Source organism: Streptomyces sp. P6-2-1 (assembly GCF_050613165.1).
In the GTDB taxonomy this organism is placed as follows: domain Bacteria; phylum Actinomycetota; class Actinomycetes; order Streptomycetales; family Streptomycetaceae; genus Streptomyces.
The window spans coordinates 5,723,456-5,741,434 of sequence record NZ_CP192513.1 but is presented as its reverse complement, the minus strand read 5'-3'; the positions used below and the strand labels follow the sequence as shown (position 1 = coordinate 5,741,434).

Here is a 17,979-nt window from a genome sequence, read left to right as displayed (position 1 = left end):
CCGTGGGAGGAAAAGCGGGTCACCACGTGCTGGACTGCACGGCGACACGCGGAACGAGCTGTTCACGCAAGGTCTCCAGGAAACCGGCGACTTCGGCGGCCACGGAGCGATGCTGAAGATCATTGAGAACATCGTGGTGAGCACCACGCACGAGCACATACCGAGCGCGCCCAAGAGACTTCGCCAGACCGGCGAGCGCGGCATGATCGGCGAGAGGGTCCAGCTCACCACTCAGCACAAGCGTCGGAACGGCGGGACGAGCGGCGTAGGCGGCGGCCAGGAGCGCGGGCGGGACGGGCTCGGCGAGCGCACCACGCCGCACCCCCACGTCCCCGGTCAACCGGCCCCGGTGCGTAGGACAGGCCGTACGGATACCGAGTTCCTCGTCCCAGGAGGCAGCCTCCGGAACAACCGGCCCGGGGGCAGGAAGCCCCGCGAGAACCAGCGCGTCAGCCCCGGGGACGTCCCCCCTCGCATACAACGCCGCCAGAGCCACCGCGCCCGCATCCACACCGAGCAACACGACAGGGGCCGCGACACCCCCGTCACCAGGCGCAGTGCCCGCCAGCGCGTCGGACAAGTCCCGGGCCGTCAACGTCCCCCCGGGCGGCGCGAGCACCCGCACCCGATAAGCGTCGAAAGCCAGCCGGCCACCCAGACGCGTATACGTCTCCGGGGTCTCACCCCGACCCGGCACGACAAGCACCGTGCCACGTGTCAGCAAACCGTCAGGGGCATGGAAGTCGAGCAGGTCACTCATGTGCGTACTCCCGTGGAGGTGTTCAGGCGCGGGCGGCGGTGTGGCGGTTCTCGGGGATCGGGAGGCCCAGGTGGCCGCGCAGGGTGTCGGCCTCGTAGGCGGTGCGGAAGAGGCCGCGCTTCTGGAGGAGCGGGACGACGCCGTCGACGAAGAGGTTCAGCTCCTCGTCGGTGCGGAAGGCGAGGTTGACGCCGTCGAGCGTCCCGGCCTCGAACCAGTGCTGAAGGGCGTCGGCGACGGTCTCGGGGGCGCCCGTGAAGGGGCCCTCCTTGTAGGCGTTGAGGCCCTCGGCGACCTGGCGGAGCGTGAGGTTCTCCGTGCGGGCGCGCGCGATGATCTTCGTGGCGGTGGTGCGTCCGCCCTTCTCGGCGAGGTGGGCCACGTCGGGGAAGGGCGCGTCGAGGTCGTACTGCGAGAAGTCGTGGGCGCCGAAGGAGCGGCCGAGGAGGCCGAGGCTGCGGCCGAGGTCCTTGTCCTCCTCGTGGATCTCGCGCTCGCGGCGGCGGGCGGCCTCGTCGGTGGCGGCCACGACGGGCGCGCCGTGGATGAAGACCTTGATGTGCTCGGGGTCACGGCCGTAGGCGGCGGTGCGGCGCTTGATGTCGGCGTAGTACTCCTGGGCCGCGGCGAGGGTGCCGCCGGGCGCGTAGATGCCCTCGGCGACACGGGCGGCGAGGTCGCGGCCCTCCTCGGAGACGCCGGCCTGGAAGATGACGGGCTGGCCCTGCGGGGAGCGCGAGAGGTTGAGCGGTCCGGCGATCTTGAAGTGCTCGCCCTCGTGGTCGAGCGCGTGGAGCTTCGTGGGGTCGAGGAAGACGCCGCGTTCGACGTCGGCAGGGAAGGCGTCGTCCTCGTAGGAGTCCCACAGGCCGCGGGCGACCTCGACGAACTCCCGGGCACGGCCGTAGCGGGTCGCGTAGTCGAGGTGTTCGTCGAGACCGAAGTTGCGGGAGGTGCCGGTGTCGAAGCTCGTGACGACGTTCCAGCCGGCGCGTCCGCCGCTGATGTGGTCGAGGGAGGCGAAGCGGCGGGCGAGGTTGAAGGGCGAGTTGTAGGTGCTGCTCGCGGTGCCGACGAGACCGACGCGGGAGGTGTGCGTGGCGACGGCGGACAGGAGGGTGAGGGGTTCGAGGCGGTTGAGGTAGTGGGCGGGGTAGGTCGCGTTGATGAACTGGCTGTCCACGATGAACAGGGCGTCGAAGAGCGCGTGTTCGGCGGCCTGGGCCTGGCGTATGTAGTAGCCGATGTCGATGCTCGCGTTCTTGGCGACGCGGGGGTCCTTCCACAGGCCGTGCTGGCCGGGGCCGCCGACGCCGTAGGGGTGCAGGGCGAGGTGGAGGCGGCGGGGGGCGGTGGTCATGGCGAACTCCTTGGTACGGGGCGGGACTTCGGGGGCGGTCGGCTCAGGAGGTGAGGGCCGCGCGCAGGCGGGCGCGGGTCGCGCGGTCACCGCCGGCGCCGCGCAGGGTGGGGGCGGAGGCGAGCAGCAGCTTGGTGTAGGGGTGCTGGGGGCGGGTGACGACGTCGCGGGCGGGTCCGTCCTCGACGAGGGAGCCGTGGTGGAGGACGGCGACGCGGTCGGCGGTACCGGCCACGGAGCCGAGGTCGTGTGAGATGAAGAGGAGCGCGACGCCGTGCGCGCGCAGGTCCTTGAGGATGTCGAGGATCTTCACGCGGTGCGCGGCGTCGAGCGCGCTCACGGGTTCGTCCAGGAGGACGAGGCGGGGTTCGGTGACGAGCGCGCGGGCGAGGACGGCGCGCTGGCGCTGTCCTCCGGAGACCTCGCCGGGCAGCCGGTCGAGCAGGTCGGGGTCGAGGTGCACGCGCGGCGCGAAGTCCCGTGCCCTCGCCGCCGCCTCCTTGCCCGGGAGGCCCTGGAGGAGCAGGGGCTCGGCGAGCGAGTGGCCGAGGGGCAGGTCGGGGTCGAGGCTGCGCAGGGGGTCCTGGAAGACGTACGAGACGAGGCCGCGGCGGCGCAGCGTGCGCCACTGGCGGGCCCCGTAGGCGCTGACGTCCTCGCCCGCGACGGAGAGGGTGCCGGACGTGGGGCGGACGAGGCCGAGGACGGTGCGGGCGAGGGTGGACTTGCCGGAGCCCGTCTCGCCGATGAGGCCGACCGTCTCGCCGGGGGCGAGATCGAGGTCGACGCCGCGCAGCGCGGCGCGGCGGGCACGCCCGCGGCCGTAGTGGACGTCGAGTCCGCGCACGCGCAGGACGGGTTCGGCGCTCACGCGTCCTCCCCGGAGGTCTCGTCGCTCAGGAACTTGTCGAGTCCGTACTGCTCGTGCTCCTCGACGAGGAGACGCGTGTACGGGTGCCGCGGGTGGTGCAGTACCTGCGCGGTGGGGCCCTGTTCGACCACGTCGCCGTCGCGCATGACGAGGACCTCCGCGCAGACCTGGGCGACGACGGCGAGGTCGTGCGAGACGACGAGGAGGGCGAGCCCCGTCTCCTCGCGGAGGTCGGCGAGGAGATCGAGGATCTCGGCCTGGACGGTGACGTCGAGCGCCGTCGTCGCCTCGTCCGCGATCAGGACACGGGGCCCGGCCGCGAGCGCGGTGGCGATCAGGACGCGCTGGAGCATCCCGCCGGACAGCTCGTGGGGGTACTGGGAGCGGACCCGGGCGGGTTCGCGCAGGTGGACCTGGGCGAGGAGTTCGGTGGCGCGCTCGCGGGCGGCGCGGCGGGCGAGGCCCTTCTTGACGCGCAGCACCTCGGTGAGCTGACTGCCCACGGTGAGCGAGGGGTTGAGGTAGGAGGCGGGGTCCTGGAAGACCGCGCCGAGGGTGGAGCCGCGCAGCGCGGTCCACTCGCGCGGGGTGAGGCGCGCGGTGTCGGCCCCGTCGATCTCGACGCGTCCGCCGGTGAGGGCGAGGGGCGGGGGCAGGACGCCCAGGGCGGCACGGCAGGTGAGGGTCTTGCCGCTGCCGGACTCGCCGACGATGCCGAGGGTCGCGCCGGGGGCGAGGGCGAGGCTCACGCCGTGGACGAGGTCGTCGCCGCCGGGCCGCCCGATGCGTACGTCGTGGAGCGCGAGCACGGGCGGGGCGGGCGGCGTGCGCTGCGGCGTGGGGGCCAGGGAGGGGGACGGGGCGCTCAACTCGTACCTCCTGCGGGGGCTTGGGCGCTACGGGGGCGGGGCGCGTCGGGCGCGGGGGCGCCGGAGACGTCGCGTACGGCGTCGGCGAGGAGGTTGCAGGCCCACACGGTGAGGGTGATCAGGAGGGCGGGCACGAGGGGCGCCCAGGGGCGCTGCGCGAGGAAGCCGAGGTCGGTGGCGAGGAGGCCGCCCCACGTGGCCTGCGGGGGTTCGACGCCGATACCGAGGAAGGTGAGGCTGGAGACGATGACGAAGCCCGTGCCGACCGTCTGCGCGAGGGCGACGGCGAGCGGCGGGAGCGCCTTGGCGAGGACGTGGCGGCGCACGATCCAGCCGGTGGACGCGCCCGCGAGCTGCGCGGCCTCGACGTACGGGGAGCGGGCGATGCCGAGCGTCGCGGCGCGGGCGACGCGGTAGAAGAGGGGCGAGACGAGGACACCGGTGACGAGCATCGCCTGGGTGAGGCCGTTGCCGAGGAGGGCGATGACGGCGACCGCGAAGAGGAGGAACGGCAGGGCGACGAGCGTGTCGGCGAGGCGCAGGGTGAGCCACTCGAAGACGCGCCCGAGGTGGACCGAGAGCAGTCCCGGCACGGCGCCCACGACGAGCGCGGTGAGCGCGACCTCCAGGGCGCCGACGACGCTGACCCGGGAGCCGTCGAGGAGGCGGCTGAGCACGTCGCGGCCGAGGTTGTCGGTGCCGAGCGGGTGCGCGCCGGAGAGCCCTGCGAGGGTGTCCTGACTCGTCGCGAGCGGGTCCTGCGGGGCGAGCACGGGGCCGAGCACCGCGAGGAGCGCGATCACGGCGAGGAGCGCGAGGGCGAGGCGGCCGGTACGGAGGCGGAGCAGGCGGCGTACCACGGTCACACCCCCCGTCCGGCGGCCGGGACGAGTCGGCCGAGCACGAGGTTGACGAGCAGGTTGAAGCCGACGACGAGAACGATCGAGACGACGAGGACGCCCTGTACGGCGGGGACGTCACCGGCCTGCGCGGAGTCGTTGGCGAAGCGGCCGAAGCCCTGGAGGCCGAAGATCCACTCGGTGACGACCGAGGCGCCCACGAGGGCCGGGAACTTGAGGCCGAGGGTGGCGAGTGCGGGTCCGACGCCGTTGCGCAGGACATGGCGGAAGAAGATCCGGCGCGGGCTCAGGCCGCGGACGACGGCGCCGAGCACGTAGTTCTCGCGGTACGCGGCGATGAGGCCGCCGCGCAGCTGGCGGGCCACGTCGGCGATCACGTCGCAGCTCAGCGCGAGGGCCGGGAGCGTGATGTGGGCGAGCCAGGGACCGAGGCCCTGTTCCGGCGGTACGTAACCGGCGGAGGGGAAGAGGCCGAGGCCGACGGCGAGGACCGTGACGAGGACGATGCCCACGACGAAGGCGGGCATGACCGAGATGACGGTGACGAAGCCCGTGACGGCACGGTCGAGCGGTCCGCCGCGCCGCAGCGCGGCGAGGGTGCCGAGGGCGAGGCCCACGACGACGCCGATGAGGAGCGCGAGCCCCGCGACCGAGAGGCTCACGCCGAGCCCGAGGCCGATGAGCGTGGAGACGCTCGTGCCGTTGGTCCAGCTCGTACCGAGCTGCCCGTGGAGGACGTCGCCGAACCAGTCCGCGTACTGGACGAGGAAGGGCCGGTCGAGTCCCCACTGTGCCTCGACGCGCGCGATGGCCTCGGGGCTCGCCTGCTCGCCGAGCTGGAGGCGGGCGGGGCTGAGGCCGCTGAGGGCACGCAGCGCGAAGGTGACGAAGGTCGCGACGAGGAAGACGGGCACGAAGACGGCGACGGTGCGGGCGAGTACGGCGAGGGGGCGGCCCGCGCGGCGGCGGGGCTTGGGAGCGCCGGTCGGGGCGCCGGGGGCGGCGTCCGGCGGGCCGGTGCGCGGGGGCGGTGCGGCGAGGGCGGTCAACGGGGTCTCCTCTCCGGGTGGTTGCGGGTCTCCGGGTGGTTGCGGCTCACTTGGCGGCGCCGATGGTGACCCCGGTCCAGTTGAGGTGGGCCGGGTTCTTCGGGAGGGCGGAGACGGTGGGGCTCTTGGCGAGGAGGTTGGGCGCGGAGTACGTGAAGACGAGGGCGCGGCTCTCCAGGCCCGCCCGGGTCGCCGCGCGCAGCACCTTGGGGTAGTCGGGCGCGTCGATGGGGGTCTCGCGCACCTTCGCCGCGGCCTTCTCGAAGCCCTTGGGCTCGTAGGGGCTGCTGAGGTTGAGCGGACCGTTGGGGCCGAAGTGGGCGGTGAGAGTCTGGAGTGCGGAGTCGCGACCCGTGGTGCTGTAGAGAGAGAAGGTGAGGTCCTTGGCGAAGAAGGGCGTCGCCCAGTTCTTGTCGATCTTGATGCGGACCGTGATGCCGACCTTGGCGAGCTGCGACTGCACGATCTCGGCCTGCGGGTCCTCGGTGGGGATGACGAGGTCGAGCTTGAGCTTCCCGGCGGGGTAACCGGCCTGCTGGAGAAGCTTCTTCGCCTTCGCCGGGTTGTACGGCCAGGCGTTCGCCGAGGCGGAGTCGTAGGCCACGTACCCCTTGGGGAAGGGCTGGTCGGTGGTCTCGCCGTAGCCGAAGGTGAGCTTGTCCACGAACTCCTGGCGGTCCACGGCGTAGCGGACGGCGTCGACGACCTTCGGGTCCTTGAACGGCGCCTTGTTGATGTTGAGGCTGATGTTCGAGGCGTTGAAGCCGGGCTGGACGAAGACGTCGAGTCCGGCCTGCTTGGCGGCCTTGGCCTGGCTCGGTTCGATGTCGGCGAAGTTGTAGACGCCGGTGCGCAGTCCGGAGACGACGGTGGCGGGGTCGGGCGCGGAGACGAGTTCGACGGTGTCGATGTGGATGTGCTTCGCGTCCCAGTAGTCCGGGTTCTTGGCGAGGACGGCCTTGGTACCGGGGATGAGCTGCTTGACGAGGAAGGGGCCCGCGCCGACGGGGTGCTGGTCCAGCTTCGCCGGGTCCGCCGCGGCCTTCGGGCTCGCGATCTGGAGGACGCGCTCGCCGAGGAGCTGGGGTATCTGGTGGTCCACCTGGGTGAGGTGGACCACGGCGTCGAGGCCGCTGGCGGTGACGGACCTGATCGAGGTGAGGTCGCCGAAGAGGGCGGAGTTCTTCTGCTTCTTGGCGCGCTCGATGGCGGCCTTGACGGCGCGCGCGTCGACCGGTTCGCCGTCGCTGAACTTCAGTCCCGGGCGCAGGTGGAAGGTCACCTCGTCGCCCTTCGTGTTGTACTCCCAGCTCTTCGCCAGGTCGGGGACGGCGTTCCCCTTCTCGTCCACCTTCGTCAACGAGGCGTAGGTGAGGGCGAGTTCACGGAACTGCGCGCCACTTCCCGAGACCACGGGGTCCCAGTGCGCGGGGAAGTAGGAGGTGGCCCACTTGAGTGTCGCCGCCGTGCCGCTCGCGCTGGAGCCCGAGCCCCCGCAGGCACTCAGCGCGGGGACGAGCAGGGCGGCGAGCGCGGTACCGAGGGCGGTCGCGGTACGGGGCAGGCGGCGGGCGCGGGGCGCCGGGGCAGGGGACAGGGGGCGTCCAGGCATGGCGGTCTCTCTGTGACGGCCCGGCAGGGCGCACGGGGGTACGAGCCGGGGGGCGGGGCAGCGCCGCGCGGCGCTCGCCGCCGTGCGGGCGGACGGCGGAACCTGCGACGGGGCGGGTACCGTCCGGGCACGGCGGGGCCGGGCGGGGAAACAAGGGGAGGGCGGGCTCCGCGGGGGAGCGACCGGGACACCGGGCGGCACGGGGGAGGCGCCGCCGGGCCGGGAAGGCGGGGTGGATCAGCGACAGAGGGCGCTGGAAGTGCGCCGCAGGTCCACGTAGCGGCACACCACACCGGGGTGAGTCGTGTGCATGTCCGACATCCTGCGTGCGCCGCGCCCGAGCTGTCAATGGACACCTTGAGGTGTCTCATCCGGCGGGACGGAGCGGGGAGTTGTTTGGGCAGGTGGCGGGGGTGAGCGCGGGGGGGTGAGCGCGGGCGCGGGGCGGGGCGCGGGGGTCACGGGGGGGGCGGGACGCGGAGGCGTGCGGGCGGGCAGGGCGTCGAGGCATGCGTGTGGGCGGGGCGCCGGAGGGCCTTCGGCGGGGCGGCGGGGCCGACCGCCGGGCGCCTTCGGAGGGACGGCGCCAGGTCGGCCGGGGGCCGGGGGTGACGGCTCCCCGCGGCGTTCCCGGTGCCGTCAGCCGCGTACGGTCCGCAGGGCCGCCTCGTACGCCTCCTCGGCTCGCCACCCGGGGACGAGCACGTCGCCGCCCGGCCCGCGCAGGCGCAGGGTCGGCAGGGCGTAGCGCCACTCCCCCGCCGGGGTCTCCTTCGCGCGGCCAGGGTGCGGACCGCCGTCCGTGACGGCGAAAGCCGCGGCGACAGGACGGCGCGCCTCCGCGTGGTCGGCGGCGACAGCGGCGCGCACCGGTGCCGAGGCCGCGTCCGAGGCGAGCCGCGCGGCGTCCAGGCCCGGGGCACCGCGCGCCGCCGCGAGCGCGAGCGGCAGGGTGTCGGCCGGCTCGCCCCGTACGAACATCGAGGCGCGCAGGCGGCGCAGCACCTCCTCCGCGAGGTCCGCGCCCTGCCGTTCGGCGGCCTTCGCGACGCACGAGGCGGGCCAGGAGGTGGCCGCGACCCGTGCGAGGCGCGGCGCGTACGAGGCGCCGGTGACCGCGCACACCTCGGCCACGTACCGCGCGTACCAGGCGGTCTCTGCCGCCGGGTCCGGGGCGGGCTCCTCGTCCTCGTCGAAGAGGATCGCGTACACCCTGCGCCAGCGCGTCCGGCCGCTCCAGGCGGTCCGCAGCCGGGCGAAGAGCGGCGCGGCGCCCCAGGCCCAGGGGCACAACGGGTCGGTGTACTCGGTGACTTCGACCTCCGGGGGCAGGGCTGCGCTCACACCCTGCTCCCCTCCGCGAGCAGCGGAACGGCGGGGACGGAGCCGGTACGGGCCGCCGGCGCCTCCCGCGCGAGCGAGGCGAGACTCACCTCGCCGAGGAGGTCGCGGGCCCGCTCCTCCAGCGTGCGCCACAGTCCGGGAAGGCCGGCGGCGGGGCCGGGGTAGGCGAGGTGACCGGGGGCGGCGCCGCGCACGGTGAGGACCTCGCCGTCCACGGCGCGCACCACGTCGAGGAGGCTGATCTCCTCGGCGGGCCTGCCGAGCCAGTAACCGCCCTCGCAGCCGCGCTGGCTGCGGACGAGCCCGGCCCGGCGCAACTCGCCGACGACCGACTTGAGGAAGCGGAACGGAATGCCTTGCGAGGAGGCCATCGCCTCGCAGGTCAGCGGGTGTTCGGGGTGGGAGGCGAGTTCGACGAGGGCTCGCGCGGCGTAGTCCGCCTTCGCGGAGATATGCATGACCCCATAATGCACGGCCGCGGTGCTCCCCGGTCCCTGCCGGACCCGCCACCGGGCCGCCGCGGCGATTGTTGCCGCAGGTGAACAGCATTGGACACCTCTTGACATCTTTTCTCGCGCGGCTCTAGCTTCCGGGCCATGAGCGAGCAGTCGACCAGCCCCGGCGAGACCGTTCCCGGCGAGACGCTTCCGGGCGGGACCACCCCGTGCGAGACGAGCAGTCCGGGCGGGGCGCTTCCGGGCGAGACGATCGCGGGCGAGGGCTTCCACCCGCACCTGCACGAGCAACCACCCGGCCCCGTCGCGCCCTTGCGCGCCCGCCTGCACCACATCCGTGCCGACGCGCTCGACGGCGACACCGCGCAGACCGGCGGGATGCGGCGGTTCGCCGCGGTGAGCGGCAGGACCGTCGGCTCCGAGAAGCTGTGGATGGGCCAGACCCACGTGGCCCCCTCCACCGCGAGTTCCGACCACCACCACGGCGCCTCGGAGACCGCGATCTACGTGGTGTCCGGGCACCCGGAGTTCGTGTTCGTCGACGACTCGGGCGAGACCCCCGATGAGGTGCGGCTGCGCACCTCGCCCGGCGACTACGTCTTCGTGCCGCCCTACGTGCCCCACCGCGAGGAGAACCCCGATCCCGAGGCGGAGGCCGTCGTCGTCATCGCGCGCAGTACGCAGGAGGCGGTCGTCGTCAACCTCCCCGGCCTGTACGCGCTTGCGGCGACGCCCGAGTGAGCCCGCCCGGCCCGCGCGCGGCCGCCCCCTACGCCGAACGACCGCGCGGCGCGCGGGCGCGGGCCGCAGGCGGCCGGGAGGCCGCGCCGGGCCGGGGCGCTCAAGCCGCCCCGCGCCGCGCCAACGCGCTCTCGCCGAGCTTCGCGAAGAGTTCGGCCGTGTCCGCGTAGACCTCCTCCGCGCCCGCCCCGACGAGGTCCGCGCGGCACACTCCCCCGCTCAGGACGCCGATCGGGTGGAGTCCCGCGGCCCGCGCGGCGCGCATGTCCCAGACCGAGTCGCCGACGAAGACGGACCCCTCCGGTTCCGCGTCGACCTGTGCGAGTGCGTGGAGCACGGGGTCGGGCGCGGGCTTCCCCTCGGCCACGTCGTCGGCGCTCGCGGTCGCGTCGATCGCGTCGTCGGCGTCGATCGCCGCGCGGAGGGCCGCGAGTTCGGGGCCGCCCGCCGAGGTCGCCAGGACGACGGGCCGGCCCTCGACGTGGAGTTCGCGCAGGAGGTCGGCGGCGCGGTCGAAGGGCGCGAGCCGGTCGTAGTACGTACCGTACAGCGCCTTGTGCCCGGCGCTGATGGCCGCGTCCTCGTCCCGGTCGCGGTCCTCGCCGAGCACGTGCGCGATGAGGTCGGTCGAGCCGAGCCCGATCGCGCCGAGGATCGTGGTGAACGGCACCCGGTGCCCGGCCTGCCGCAGCGCCTCCCACCAGCAGACGGTGTGGAGGTGGTTGGTGTCGACGAGGGTGCCGTCCACGTCGAAGACGGCTGCGCGCGTGCTCACGGGGACCTCCAGGGGGATCGAGGGACCGGGGCCCCTGTCAGTGACGCGTGGCGCTCGGCCGCCCGCGCGGCCCGCCCTCACGCCGCCACGCCCTGCCGAGGGCGGATGGCGGCCGCGCGGGGACCCGGGGCCGCGGGGGGCGGGGTACGCGGTCGCCACTGACCCGCCGCACGGCGCCGGGGACGGTGGCGGCGACGTGCAGGGGACGCACGAGCCCGGTGAGGTGGAAGACGCGCCGCGCCGCCGGGTACTCGGCCGCGACGCACAGCACGCCCCCCGGCACCGTACGGGTCGCCGTGCGGAGCAGGATGCGCAGCGCCTGCGGGGTCACCACCCGGGACCGCACCCTGACCACGACGATCCGGGCCGGGTGGCGCTCGACGGCCCTGCTCAGGGCCGCCTCGGCGGCCACCTCGTTGTCGAGGTCCACGAGCGTGTCGAAGGGCACGACGAGGAGGGCGGCAGGCGCGACGGGCAGTGGGGCGGACGTGGCGTGCGGTACGGCGGGCGTGTCGGTACGGCTCACGGAACCTCCTGACCTCACCTTCGAGTGTGCCCCGGGGCGCGGGGGACGTGCAAAGGGTGCGGTCCGTTCGCGGGCGGCCCCGCGATGGTTCCGCGAGCGCTCGCGGGAGAGGCCGGCGGCCGCCTCACCCCTGCTCCGCACCATCACCGTCACCCTCCGCGACGCCCCGCTCGCGCCGTGCCGCGTGCCGCGCCCAGGCGGGGAAGGCGAACCAGCACAGCGCGAACCACGCGGCGATCCCCGCGACGAGCCACAGCGCGGTGTCGTCCGGCGAGACGACGACCCGCAGGATGAGCAGCATCGACGAGGCCATCGTGGCGAGGAGCCCCACGAGCCCGACGAGCGTGAGCCGCCCCGCCCAGCGGACCGTCTCCGGCTTGAGGCGCTGCCCGGAGAGCAGGCGGTGGAAGGAGACCGGCGCGACGAGCGCCCCCGTGGTGGCGGCACCGAGCACGACGGTGACGACGTAGATCGTGCGGTCCGTGGCCGAGAGCGTGGTGAAGCGCTGCTGGAAGACGACGGTGAGGAGGAAGCCGAAGAGGATCTGCACGCCTGTCTGCGCGACGCGCAGCTCCTGGAGCAGGTCTGCCCACTTGCGGTCGGCCCGCTCCTCACGGGTCTCGCGACGCCCGGCGTCGCGCGGCCGCTCGGCGGGCGGCTCGGCGGGGTGGCAGGGGGTGGCGGGCGGCTCGGCGGGGTGGCAGGGGGTGGCGTCGGCGCCGCCGGGTGCGCGCGGCTCGTCGGGGCCGTCGGGTCCTGGTACGGGCGGGGTCATGGCGGTCGTCCTCTCCTCGGGCGGCTCCTCGGGGGCCCGCCCAGGTTCGGGGGCGGGCGGGGGCCGCGTGCGGTGGCGCGCCGGGACGGGCGTGCGGGAGAACAGGGACCGCCGTGTCCGCCGCTCGGCTCAGCGTCTGGTTCCCCCGGACGGACCCGGGGAACAGGTGGCACATGCCCGAGCGACCCGATCACCGGCAGGCCCCCGTACTCGACGCACTCGCCGCCTACCAGGCGCGCGGCGAGCTGTCCTTCACACCGCCGGGCCACAAGCAGGCCAGAGGCGCGGACCCCGAGGTGCGGCGGGTGCTCGGCGACGCCGCCTTCCACAGCGACCTGCTCGCCTCGGGCGGGCTCGACGAGCGGCGCACGCGGGGGCGGGTACTCGAACGGGCCGAGGAGCTGATGGCGGACGCGGTGCACGCCGCGCACACCTTCTTCTCGACGTGCGGGAGTTCCCTCTCGGTCAAGGCGGCGATCCTGTCCGTCGCGGGCCCGCACGAGAAGCTCCTCATCGGCCGCGACGCGCACAAGTCGGTGGTCTCCGGGCTCATCATCTCGGGGGTACGGCCCGTGTGGGTCGAGCCGGAGTGGGATCGTGCGCGCCACCTCGCGCACCCGCCCGCGCCCGCCGCGTACGAGGCCGCCTTCGCCGCGCACCCCGACGCGAAGGGCGCGCTCGTCACGAGCCCGACGCCGTACGGCACGACGGCGGACCTGCGGGCGCTCGCGGAGATCTGCCACGCGCGCGGCAGGCCACTCCTCGTGGACGAGGCGTGGGGCGCGCACCTGCCCTTCCACCCGGACCTGCCGACGTGGGCGATGGACGCGGGCGCGGACGTGTGCGTGACGAGCATCCACAAGATGGGCGGCGGCCTCGAACAGGGCTCGGTCTTCCACCTCGGCGGGGACCTGGTCGACCCTGCGGTGCTCGCCTCGCGCGCCGACCTGCTCGGGACGACGAGCCCGTCCGTCCTGCTGTACGCGGGCATGGACGGCTGGCGCCGCCACATGGTGCTGCGCGGGCGGGAGTTGCTGGGCGCGGCGCTCGGCAAGGCGGCGAAGGTACGGGCCGCGATCGAGGCGATCGACGGGCTCCACGTGCACGGGCGCGCCGATTTCTGCGGCCCCGGACTCGGCCACGACCTGGACCCGCTCCCCGTGGTCATCGACGTGTCGGGGCTCGGGACGAGCGGGTACCGCGCCGCCGACCGGCTGCGCGAACGGTACGGCATCGACGCGCACCTGGCCGATCACCGCCGGATCAGCACCCAGCTCACGCACGCCGACGACGAGTCCACGACCGCGCCACTGCTCGCCGCCCTGCGCGCCCTCGCCGCCGAGGCCCGGCAGCTCGGCGCCGGGCCCGAGGTCGCGGTCCCCGCTCCGGAACAACTCCGCCTGGAGCAGGTCATGTTGCCCAGGGACGCGTACTTCGGGCCGGTCGAGGACGTCCCCGTCGCGGAGGCGGCGGGCCGCGTGACCGCCGAAATGCTCACGCCCTACCCGCCGGGCATCCCCGCGGCGCTCCCCGGCGAACGCCTCACCGAAGCCCTCCTCCACTACCTCCGCACGGGCATCGCGGCCGGGATGAACCTCCCGGACGCGGTGGACACTTCGCTGGCGACGGTGCGGGTGGTGGCGCAGTAGGAGGACTCCGCACGGGTCTCCGGCCCGTCACGCCGTCCTCTTGCGGGCCCAACTCCAGGTTCCGCCCGCCCCACCAGCACCTCCGTGTGCGGTGACTCGGTGCGCACCCGGTCACAGGGGCGAGCACGCGAAAGGCGCGCAGGGAACGTGCGGAAAAGGCTGGCGCTCTCCTCCGTCAGTCGCCTACGCTCTCCCCGATGACTTCACACTTCTCTCTCCGAGGGGAGGCCCCACGCCCGCAAGGTGAGTGCTGATGCTCACTGACGAGGCGTTCGGGGACCACCACCCCCTGCACCGCCCGGCCGATGCCGGGCACTCTCCGGCCGACGGCCCTGACCCCGCCGACACCGGCCCCGACCCGGCCGATTCCGGGCCTCACTCACCACGGCTTCTCTTCTGGCGGCGTGTGCGCGCGTGTGCCGTGTCGCCCCGCGTGATCGAGACCGCGACGCGGCGGCGTGCCGCCGGGGACTGGGCGGGGGCCTGTGCCGCTGCCGATGTCGACGTCGCCTTCGCCCTCCGCGCCGTCCGGCACCGCTGGGGCGAGGCGCTCGCCTCCCGCCTCAGGGCCGATCTGCGGTCCCTGGCACCGGACTTGCTGCGCTGGCACTTTCCCCGTACGGGCCCCGACGGGCTCTTGCGCGCGGGCACGGCGGTGACCCTCGCGCGGTACGAGGCGGGGACCGGCAGGCCCGTGCACCTGCTCGCCGGTACGCCGCCCGCTTCGGCACGGGCCGGGCAGCGGCTCACGCTGTGGCTCGGCGACCGTCCGGGGCCCGACCGTCCTTCCCCCGACCGACGTTTCCGGCTCGACCTGCACCGGCACCTGTGGGACGCGGGGCGCAGCGGCGAACTGCGCGAGCGCGCCGGGGCGCCCCTCACCGGTCAACCACCTCCGTGGCACACCTTGTTGGGCTCGGGCTCGGGCTCGTACGCCTACGGGCGCTGGGGCGCGGAGGCGGCGCTGCTGCTGCGCGCCGAGGGACACGGGGGGACGGGGCACGTGCTCGTGCGGCTCGCCCGCGCGCGGCGGCTGCTTCTGCGCCTACGGGACGGGACCGTCACCGCCGCCGCCGAGGTGCGCGCCCGCTCCCGCCCGGGCGTCCCCGTACTGCCCGACGCGGCGGTACGGGTACCGCCCGACGTGGAGTTGCTGCGCGCCGGGCTCCTGACACCGGACGCGCTGCACCCGCTCGTCGCCGAGGCCCTCGCCCCGGGCTCGCCCCGCCACGTACCGCGAGAGCCCCGGGAGCCAGGGGTGTTGCGGATCGCCTGCCGGGGCGAGACGCATCGCCTCCAACGCTCGTGCGCAGGCGGGCCGTTCGTCGCGCTCGATCACTCGCGGGAGGAGCTGGCGCGCGAGGAACTGCTCACGATGCTCGGCGGCCCGCCACTGCCGTGCCTCGCCGCGCTCCGCGAGGCCCGGCGCTCGCTCGACGTCCACCCCGAGGTGCGCGCACTGCTGCGGTACGGGGACACGGCGGGCGCGACCGCGCTCGTCACCGACCGCGTCGGCCCGCAACACGAGTTGCCCGACGGGGAGTTGCGCACGGCGCTGGAGGAGGCGGGCCGCGAGCGGCTCCGCCACGCCCTGCATCGCGCGGGACTGACCCCCGCACAGCGCGTCCCGCTTCCCCCGGCCCCGCGCCGCCCGCGATCCACCCGCTGAGCGCCTCCACCGAACCGTTCACAAAACGGAACGCCGCACCACACCCCACGCCCCTCCTCCCACCCTCAGGTGATGCCTCATGCCCCGCACCGCTGCCCCCACCCACCCCCGGACGCCCGAAACATCCCCTTCGCCCACCCATGACCCCTCCCCCGCCGCGCTCGACACCGCGACCACGCTCCTCGGCCTCCTCGCCGACACCACCACCGAGCCCCGCCCGCACGACGACCTGGACGCCCTGGCCCTCGCCGTGGCCGCCGACCTCCCCGTCCTGCTGTGGGGCGAGCCCGGCATCGGCAAGACCGCCGCGCTCACCCAGCTGGCGGCGAGCCTCGACCTCCCGCTGACCACGGTCATCGCGAGCGTCCACGAGCCCTCCGACTTCTCGGGGCTGCCCGTCATCGGGCCCGAACCGGCGACCGAGGGCATCCCGATGGCGCCGCCGGACTGGGCGGTGCGGCTCGTGCGCGCGGGCCGCGGGCTGCTCTTCCTCGACGAGCTGTCCACCGCTCCCCCCGCCGTGCAGGCCGCGCTCCTGCGCCTCGTGCTGGAACGGCGCGTCGGCGCGCTGCGCCTGCCCCCGGCCGTCCGTATCGTGGCGGCCGCGAATCCGCCCGCTTCGGCCGCCGACGGCTGGGAGCTGAGCCCCCCGCTCGCCAACCGCTTCGTCCACCTGACGTGGCGCCACGACCCGGAGGTGGTGGTGCGGGGACTCGGCGGTACGTGGCCGGTGGCCGCGCTGCCGACGCTCGACGCCGGGCGCCTCACCGAGGCGGTCGCGTCCGCGCGGCGCGCCGTGTGCGGCTTCCTGACGGCCCGCCCCGCCCTCGTCCACCAGCTCCCTTCGACCGAGACGGTACGGGGCAACGCGTGGCCGTCGCCGCGCAGTTGGGACATGGCGCTGCGGCTCACCGCCTTCGCGTCGGCCGCGGGTGCCGGGCGTGAGGTCCTCGCGCTCCTGGTGCGCGGCACGGTCGGGGACGGTCCCGGGTACGAGTTCCTCGCCCACCTCGACAGGATGGACCTCCCCGATCCCGAGGACCTGCTCGCCGACCCGGCACACGCGGTGCTTCCTGAGCGCGGCGACCGCAGGCAGGCGACGCTGGACGGCGTGGTCGCCGCGGTCAGGGCCCGTCCGGACCGGGAGAGATGGGAAGCGGCCTGGGAACTCCTCGCCCACGCGGCCCGCACCGGCGCCCCGGATCTGCTCGTCGTCCCCGCGAGCGGCCTCGCGGCGCTGCGCCGCCCCGAGTGGCCGGCCCCACCGGCGATCGAGGGCCTGTCGGGCGTCGTGGCGCTCTCGCACCGCGTGGCACGGGCGGGCGCCGAAGCGGACGCGCGGACGCGGCGCCGGGCGGAGCGGGAACGGGCGGAGTCGTGGCGATGACACGGAAGGAAGTCCCCGCCGCCCCCGTACCCACCCCCGCCCCCGTGTCCCCCGCTGCCGTCACCCTCGACACCGACAAGCTCTACGCCGCCAGGCTGCTGGCCGTCCGCCACCGCCCCTACCTCGCGACCGCGCTGTTCGCCCTGTCCCCCGTCCCCTCGGTGCTCGTGCCGACGATGGCGGTGGACCCGTACTGGCGGCTGTACGTGAACGCCGTCTTCGTCGCGCGCACGCCGCTCGCCGAGCTGGCCGGGGTGTGGGTGCACGAGGTCGCGCACCTGCTGCGCGAGCACCACGAGCGCGGCGAGCGGTACGCGCAGCGGCACGGCGAGGACGGCCCGGCCGAGCGGCTGCGGATCAACATCGCGGCCGACTGCGAGATCAACGACGACGTCTACGGGGACGGGCTCACCGCGCCCCGTGACGCCGTGCGCCCCTCGCACCTCGCCCTGCCGGCGGGCAAGCTGATGGAGGACTACCTGCACAGGTTCCGTCTCGGCCCGCACACCACGCACCTCGCGTGGCTGGAGTGCGGGAGCGGGGCCGACGGGCTGCCACGCCGCTGGGACCTGGGCCCGCAGGGGGCGGACGCGCTGGGCCGCGGGGACAGGGACGCGGTGCGATTCCGCGTGGCCCGCGGGCTCACGGGAGCGCCGGGGAGCGCGCCCGCGGGCTGGCAGCGCTGGGCGGAGCGGGTCGTCCACCCGCCGCAGGCGTGGCAACGGCTGCTCGGCGCGGCCGTGCGCTCCGCGGCCACCGCGGCGGGACGGGGCACCGACCACCGCTACGGCCGCCCGCCCCGCAGGGCGGCCGCGCTCCCGGACGCGGTCCTGCCGAGCCTGCGCCGCACACCCCCGCGCGTCACGGTGGTGATCGACACCTCGGGCTCGGTGAGCGACGCCGAACTCGGCTCGGCGCTCCTCGAACTCGCCGCGATCTCACGAGCGTTGGGCGACCGCCGCGAGCTGGTCAAGGTCATCTCCTGCGACGCGGCCGCTTCCCGCGCCACCACACTGTGCGCGGCGGCCGACCTCCCCCTCACGGGCGGCGGCGGCACCGATCTGCGCACCGCCTTCCCGCGCGCCCTCGCCACCCGGCCCGACACCCTCGTCCTCCTCACCGACGGCCAGACCCCCTGGCCCAGCACCCGCCCGCCCTGCCGCACCGTCGTCGGCCTCTTCCCGCGCCGGCACGGAACCCGCTACGACGAGAGCAGGACCACCTACACCCCGGCCGGCCCCCCGCCCTGGGCCCGGGTGGTGGAGATCGGGTGAGGA

At 74.9% G+C, this 17,979-nt stretch carries 17 protein-coding genes; 5 read left to right on the top strand and 12 right to left on the bottom strand.

What is annotated here, in order from left to right; all coding sequences use genetic code 11:
* Positions 1–19 precede the first annotated feature (19 nt).
* The 9 genes from ACQYWQ_RS24395 to ACQYWQ_RS24355 all read right to left on the bottom strand — a co-directional run bounded on the left by ACQYWQ_RS24395 (position 20) and on the right by ACQYWQ_RS24355 (position 9,183).
* Complete coding sequence (locus ACQYWQ_RS24395) at positions 20–760, bottom strand: alpha/beta hydrolase (protein WP_431037473.1); 741 nt, start codon at positions 758–760, stop codon at positions 20–22.
* 22 nt (positions 761–782) lie between these two features.
* The gene (locus ACQYWQ_RS24390; protein ID WP_431037471.1) at positions 783–2,120 is read right to left on the bottom strand and encodes an NtaA/DmoA family FMN-dependent monooxygenase; all 1,338 of its coding nucleotides are present in this window, start codon (positions 2,118–2,120) and stop codon (positions 783–785) included.
* 43 nt (positions 2,121–2,163) lie between these two features.
* Positions 2,164–2,991 carry an ABC transporter ATP-binding protein gene (locus tag ACQYWQ_RS24385; RefSeq protein ID WP_431037470.1) on the bottom strand — a complete coding sequence of 276 codons (828 nt, stop codon included), beginning with the start codon at positions 2,989–2,991 and terminating at the stop codon, positions 2,164–2,166.
* The gene (locus tag ACQYWQ_RS24380; RefSeq protein ID WP_431037468.1) at positions 2,988–3,860 is read right to left on the bottom strand and encodes an ABC transporter ATP-binding protein; all 873 of its coding nucleotides are present in this window, start codon (positions 3,858–3,860) and stop codon (positions 2,988–2,990) included. Before ACQYWQ_RS24380 ends, ACQYWQ_RS24385 begins: the two co-directional genes overlap by 4 nt.
* Positions 3,857–4,720, bottom strand: coding sequence for an ABC transporter permease (locus ACQYWQ_RS24375; RefSeq protein WP_431039327.1), 864 nt, complete (start codon positions 4,718–4,720; stop codon positions 3,857–3,859). The genes ACQYWQ_RS24380 and ACQYWQ_RS24375 overlap by 4 nt, the downstream gene beginning before the upstream one ends.
* Positions 4,721–4,722: 2 nt before the next feature.
* Positions 4,723–5,769: an ABC transporter permease gene (locus ACQYWQ_RS24370; RefSeq protein WP_431037467.1), complete on the bottom strand. Its 1,047-nt coding sequence runs from the start codon at positions 5,767–5,769 to the stop codon at positions 4,723–4,725.
* 46 nt (positions 5,770–5,815) lie between these two features.
* A complete protein-coding gene (locus ACQYWQ_RS24365) occupies positions 5,816–7,381 on the bottom strand; it encodes an ABC transporter substrate-binding protein (RefSeq protein ID WP_431037466.1) in 1,566 nt (521 codons plus the stop codon).
* A gap of 639 nt (positions 7,382–8,020) precedes the next feature.
* Positions 8,021–8,725: a DsbA family oxidoreductase gene (locus tag ACQYWQ_RS24360; protein ID WP_431037465.1), complete on the bottom strand. Its 705-nt coding sequence runs from the start codon at positions 8,723–8,725 to the stop codon at positions 8,021–8,023.
* Positions 8,722–9,183: an RrF2 family transcriptional regulator gene (locus ACQYWQ_RS24355; protein ID WP_431037463.1), complete on the bottom strand. Its 462-nt coding sequence runs from the start codon at positions 9,181–9,183 to the stop codon at positions 8,722–8,724. The genes ACQYWQ_RS24360 and ACQYWQ_RS24355 overlap by 4 nt, the downstream gene beginning before the upstream one ends.
* Before the next feature lie 138 nt (positions 9,184–9,321).
* On the opposite strand from ACQYWQ_RS24355, the gene ACQYWQ_RS24350 reads away from it, so the two are divergent.
* A complete protein-coding gene (locus tag ACQYWQ_RS24350) occupies positions 9,322–9,921 on the top strand; it encodes a cupin domain-containing protein (RefSeq protein ID WP_431037462.1) in 600 nt (199 codons plus the stop codon).
* Positions 9,922–10,021: 100 nt separating this feature from the next.
* Here ACQYWQ_RS24350 and ACQYWQ_RS24345 read toward each other — a convergent pair whose 3' ends face one another.
* The 3 genes from ACQYWQ_RS24345 to ACQYWQ_RS24335 form a co-directional block, all read right to left on the bottom strand.
* Complete coding sequence (locus ACQYWQ_RS24345; RefSeq protein ID WP_431037460.1) at positions 10,022–10,696, bottom strand: HAD family hydrolase; 675 nt, start codon at positions 10,694–10,696, stop codon at positions 10,022–10,024.
* A 37-nt stretch (positions 10,697–10,733) separates the two neighbouring features.
* Positions 10,734–11,222 (bottom strand): hypothetical protein, encoded by a 489-nt coding sequence (locus ACQYWQ_RS24340; protein WP_431037458.1) that lies wholly within the window; start codon positions 11,220–11,222, stop codon positions 10,734–10,736.
* 124 nt (positions 11,223–11,346) lie between these two features.
* Complete coding sequence (locus ACQYWQ_RS24335) at positions 11,347–11,997, bottom strand: DUF6328 family protein (RefSeq protein WP_431037456.1); 651 nt, start codon at positions 11,995–11,997, stop codon at positions 11,347–11,349.
* Between the two features lie 173 nt (positions 11,998–12,170).
* Here ACQYWQ_RS24335 and ACQYWQ_RS24330 point away from each other — a divergent pair, with 173 nt between their 5' ends.
* The 4 genes from ACQYWQ_RS24330 (at position 12,171) to ACQYWQ_RS24315 (ending at position 17,976) form a co-directional block, all read left to right on the top strand.
* Positions 12,171–13,646, top strand: a complete 1,476-nt coding sequence (locus ACQYWQ_RS24330) for an aminotransferase class I/II-fold pyridoxal phosphate-dependent enzyme (RefSeq protein ID WP_431037454.1) — start codon at positions 12,171–12,173, stop codon at positions 13,644–13,646.
* A gap of 433 nt (positions 13,647–14,079) precedes the next feature.
* A complete protein-coding gene (locus tag ACQYWQ_RS24325) occupies positions 14,080–15,315 on the top strand; it encodes a hypothetical protein (RefSeq protein WP_431037452.1) in 1,236 nt (411 codons plus the stop codon).
* Between the two features lie 79 nt (positions 15,316–15,394).
* Positions 15,395–16,702: an AAA family ATPase gene (locus tag ACQYWQ_RS24320; RefSeq protein ID WP_431037450.1), complete on the top strand. Its 1,308-nt coding sequence runs from the start codon at positions 15,395–15,397 to the stop codon at positions 16,700–16,702.
* Complete coding sequence (locus tag ACQYWQ_RS24315; protein ID WP_431037449.1) at positions 16,699–17,976, top strand: vWA domain-containing protein; 1,278 nt, start codon at positions 16,699–16,701, stop codon at positions 17,974–17,976. The genes ACQYWQ_RS24320 and ACQYWQ_RS24315 overlap by 4 nt, the downstream gene beginning before the upstream one ends.
* The last annotated feature ends 3 nt before the right edge of the window (positions 17,977–17,979 follow it).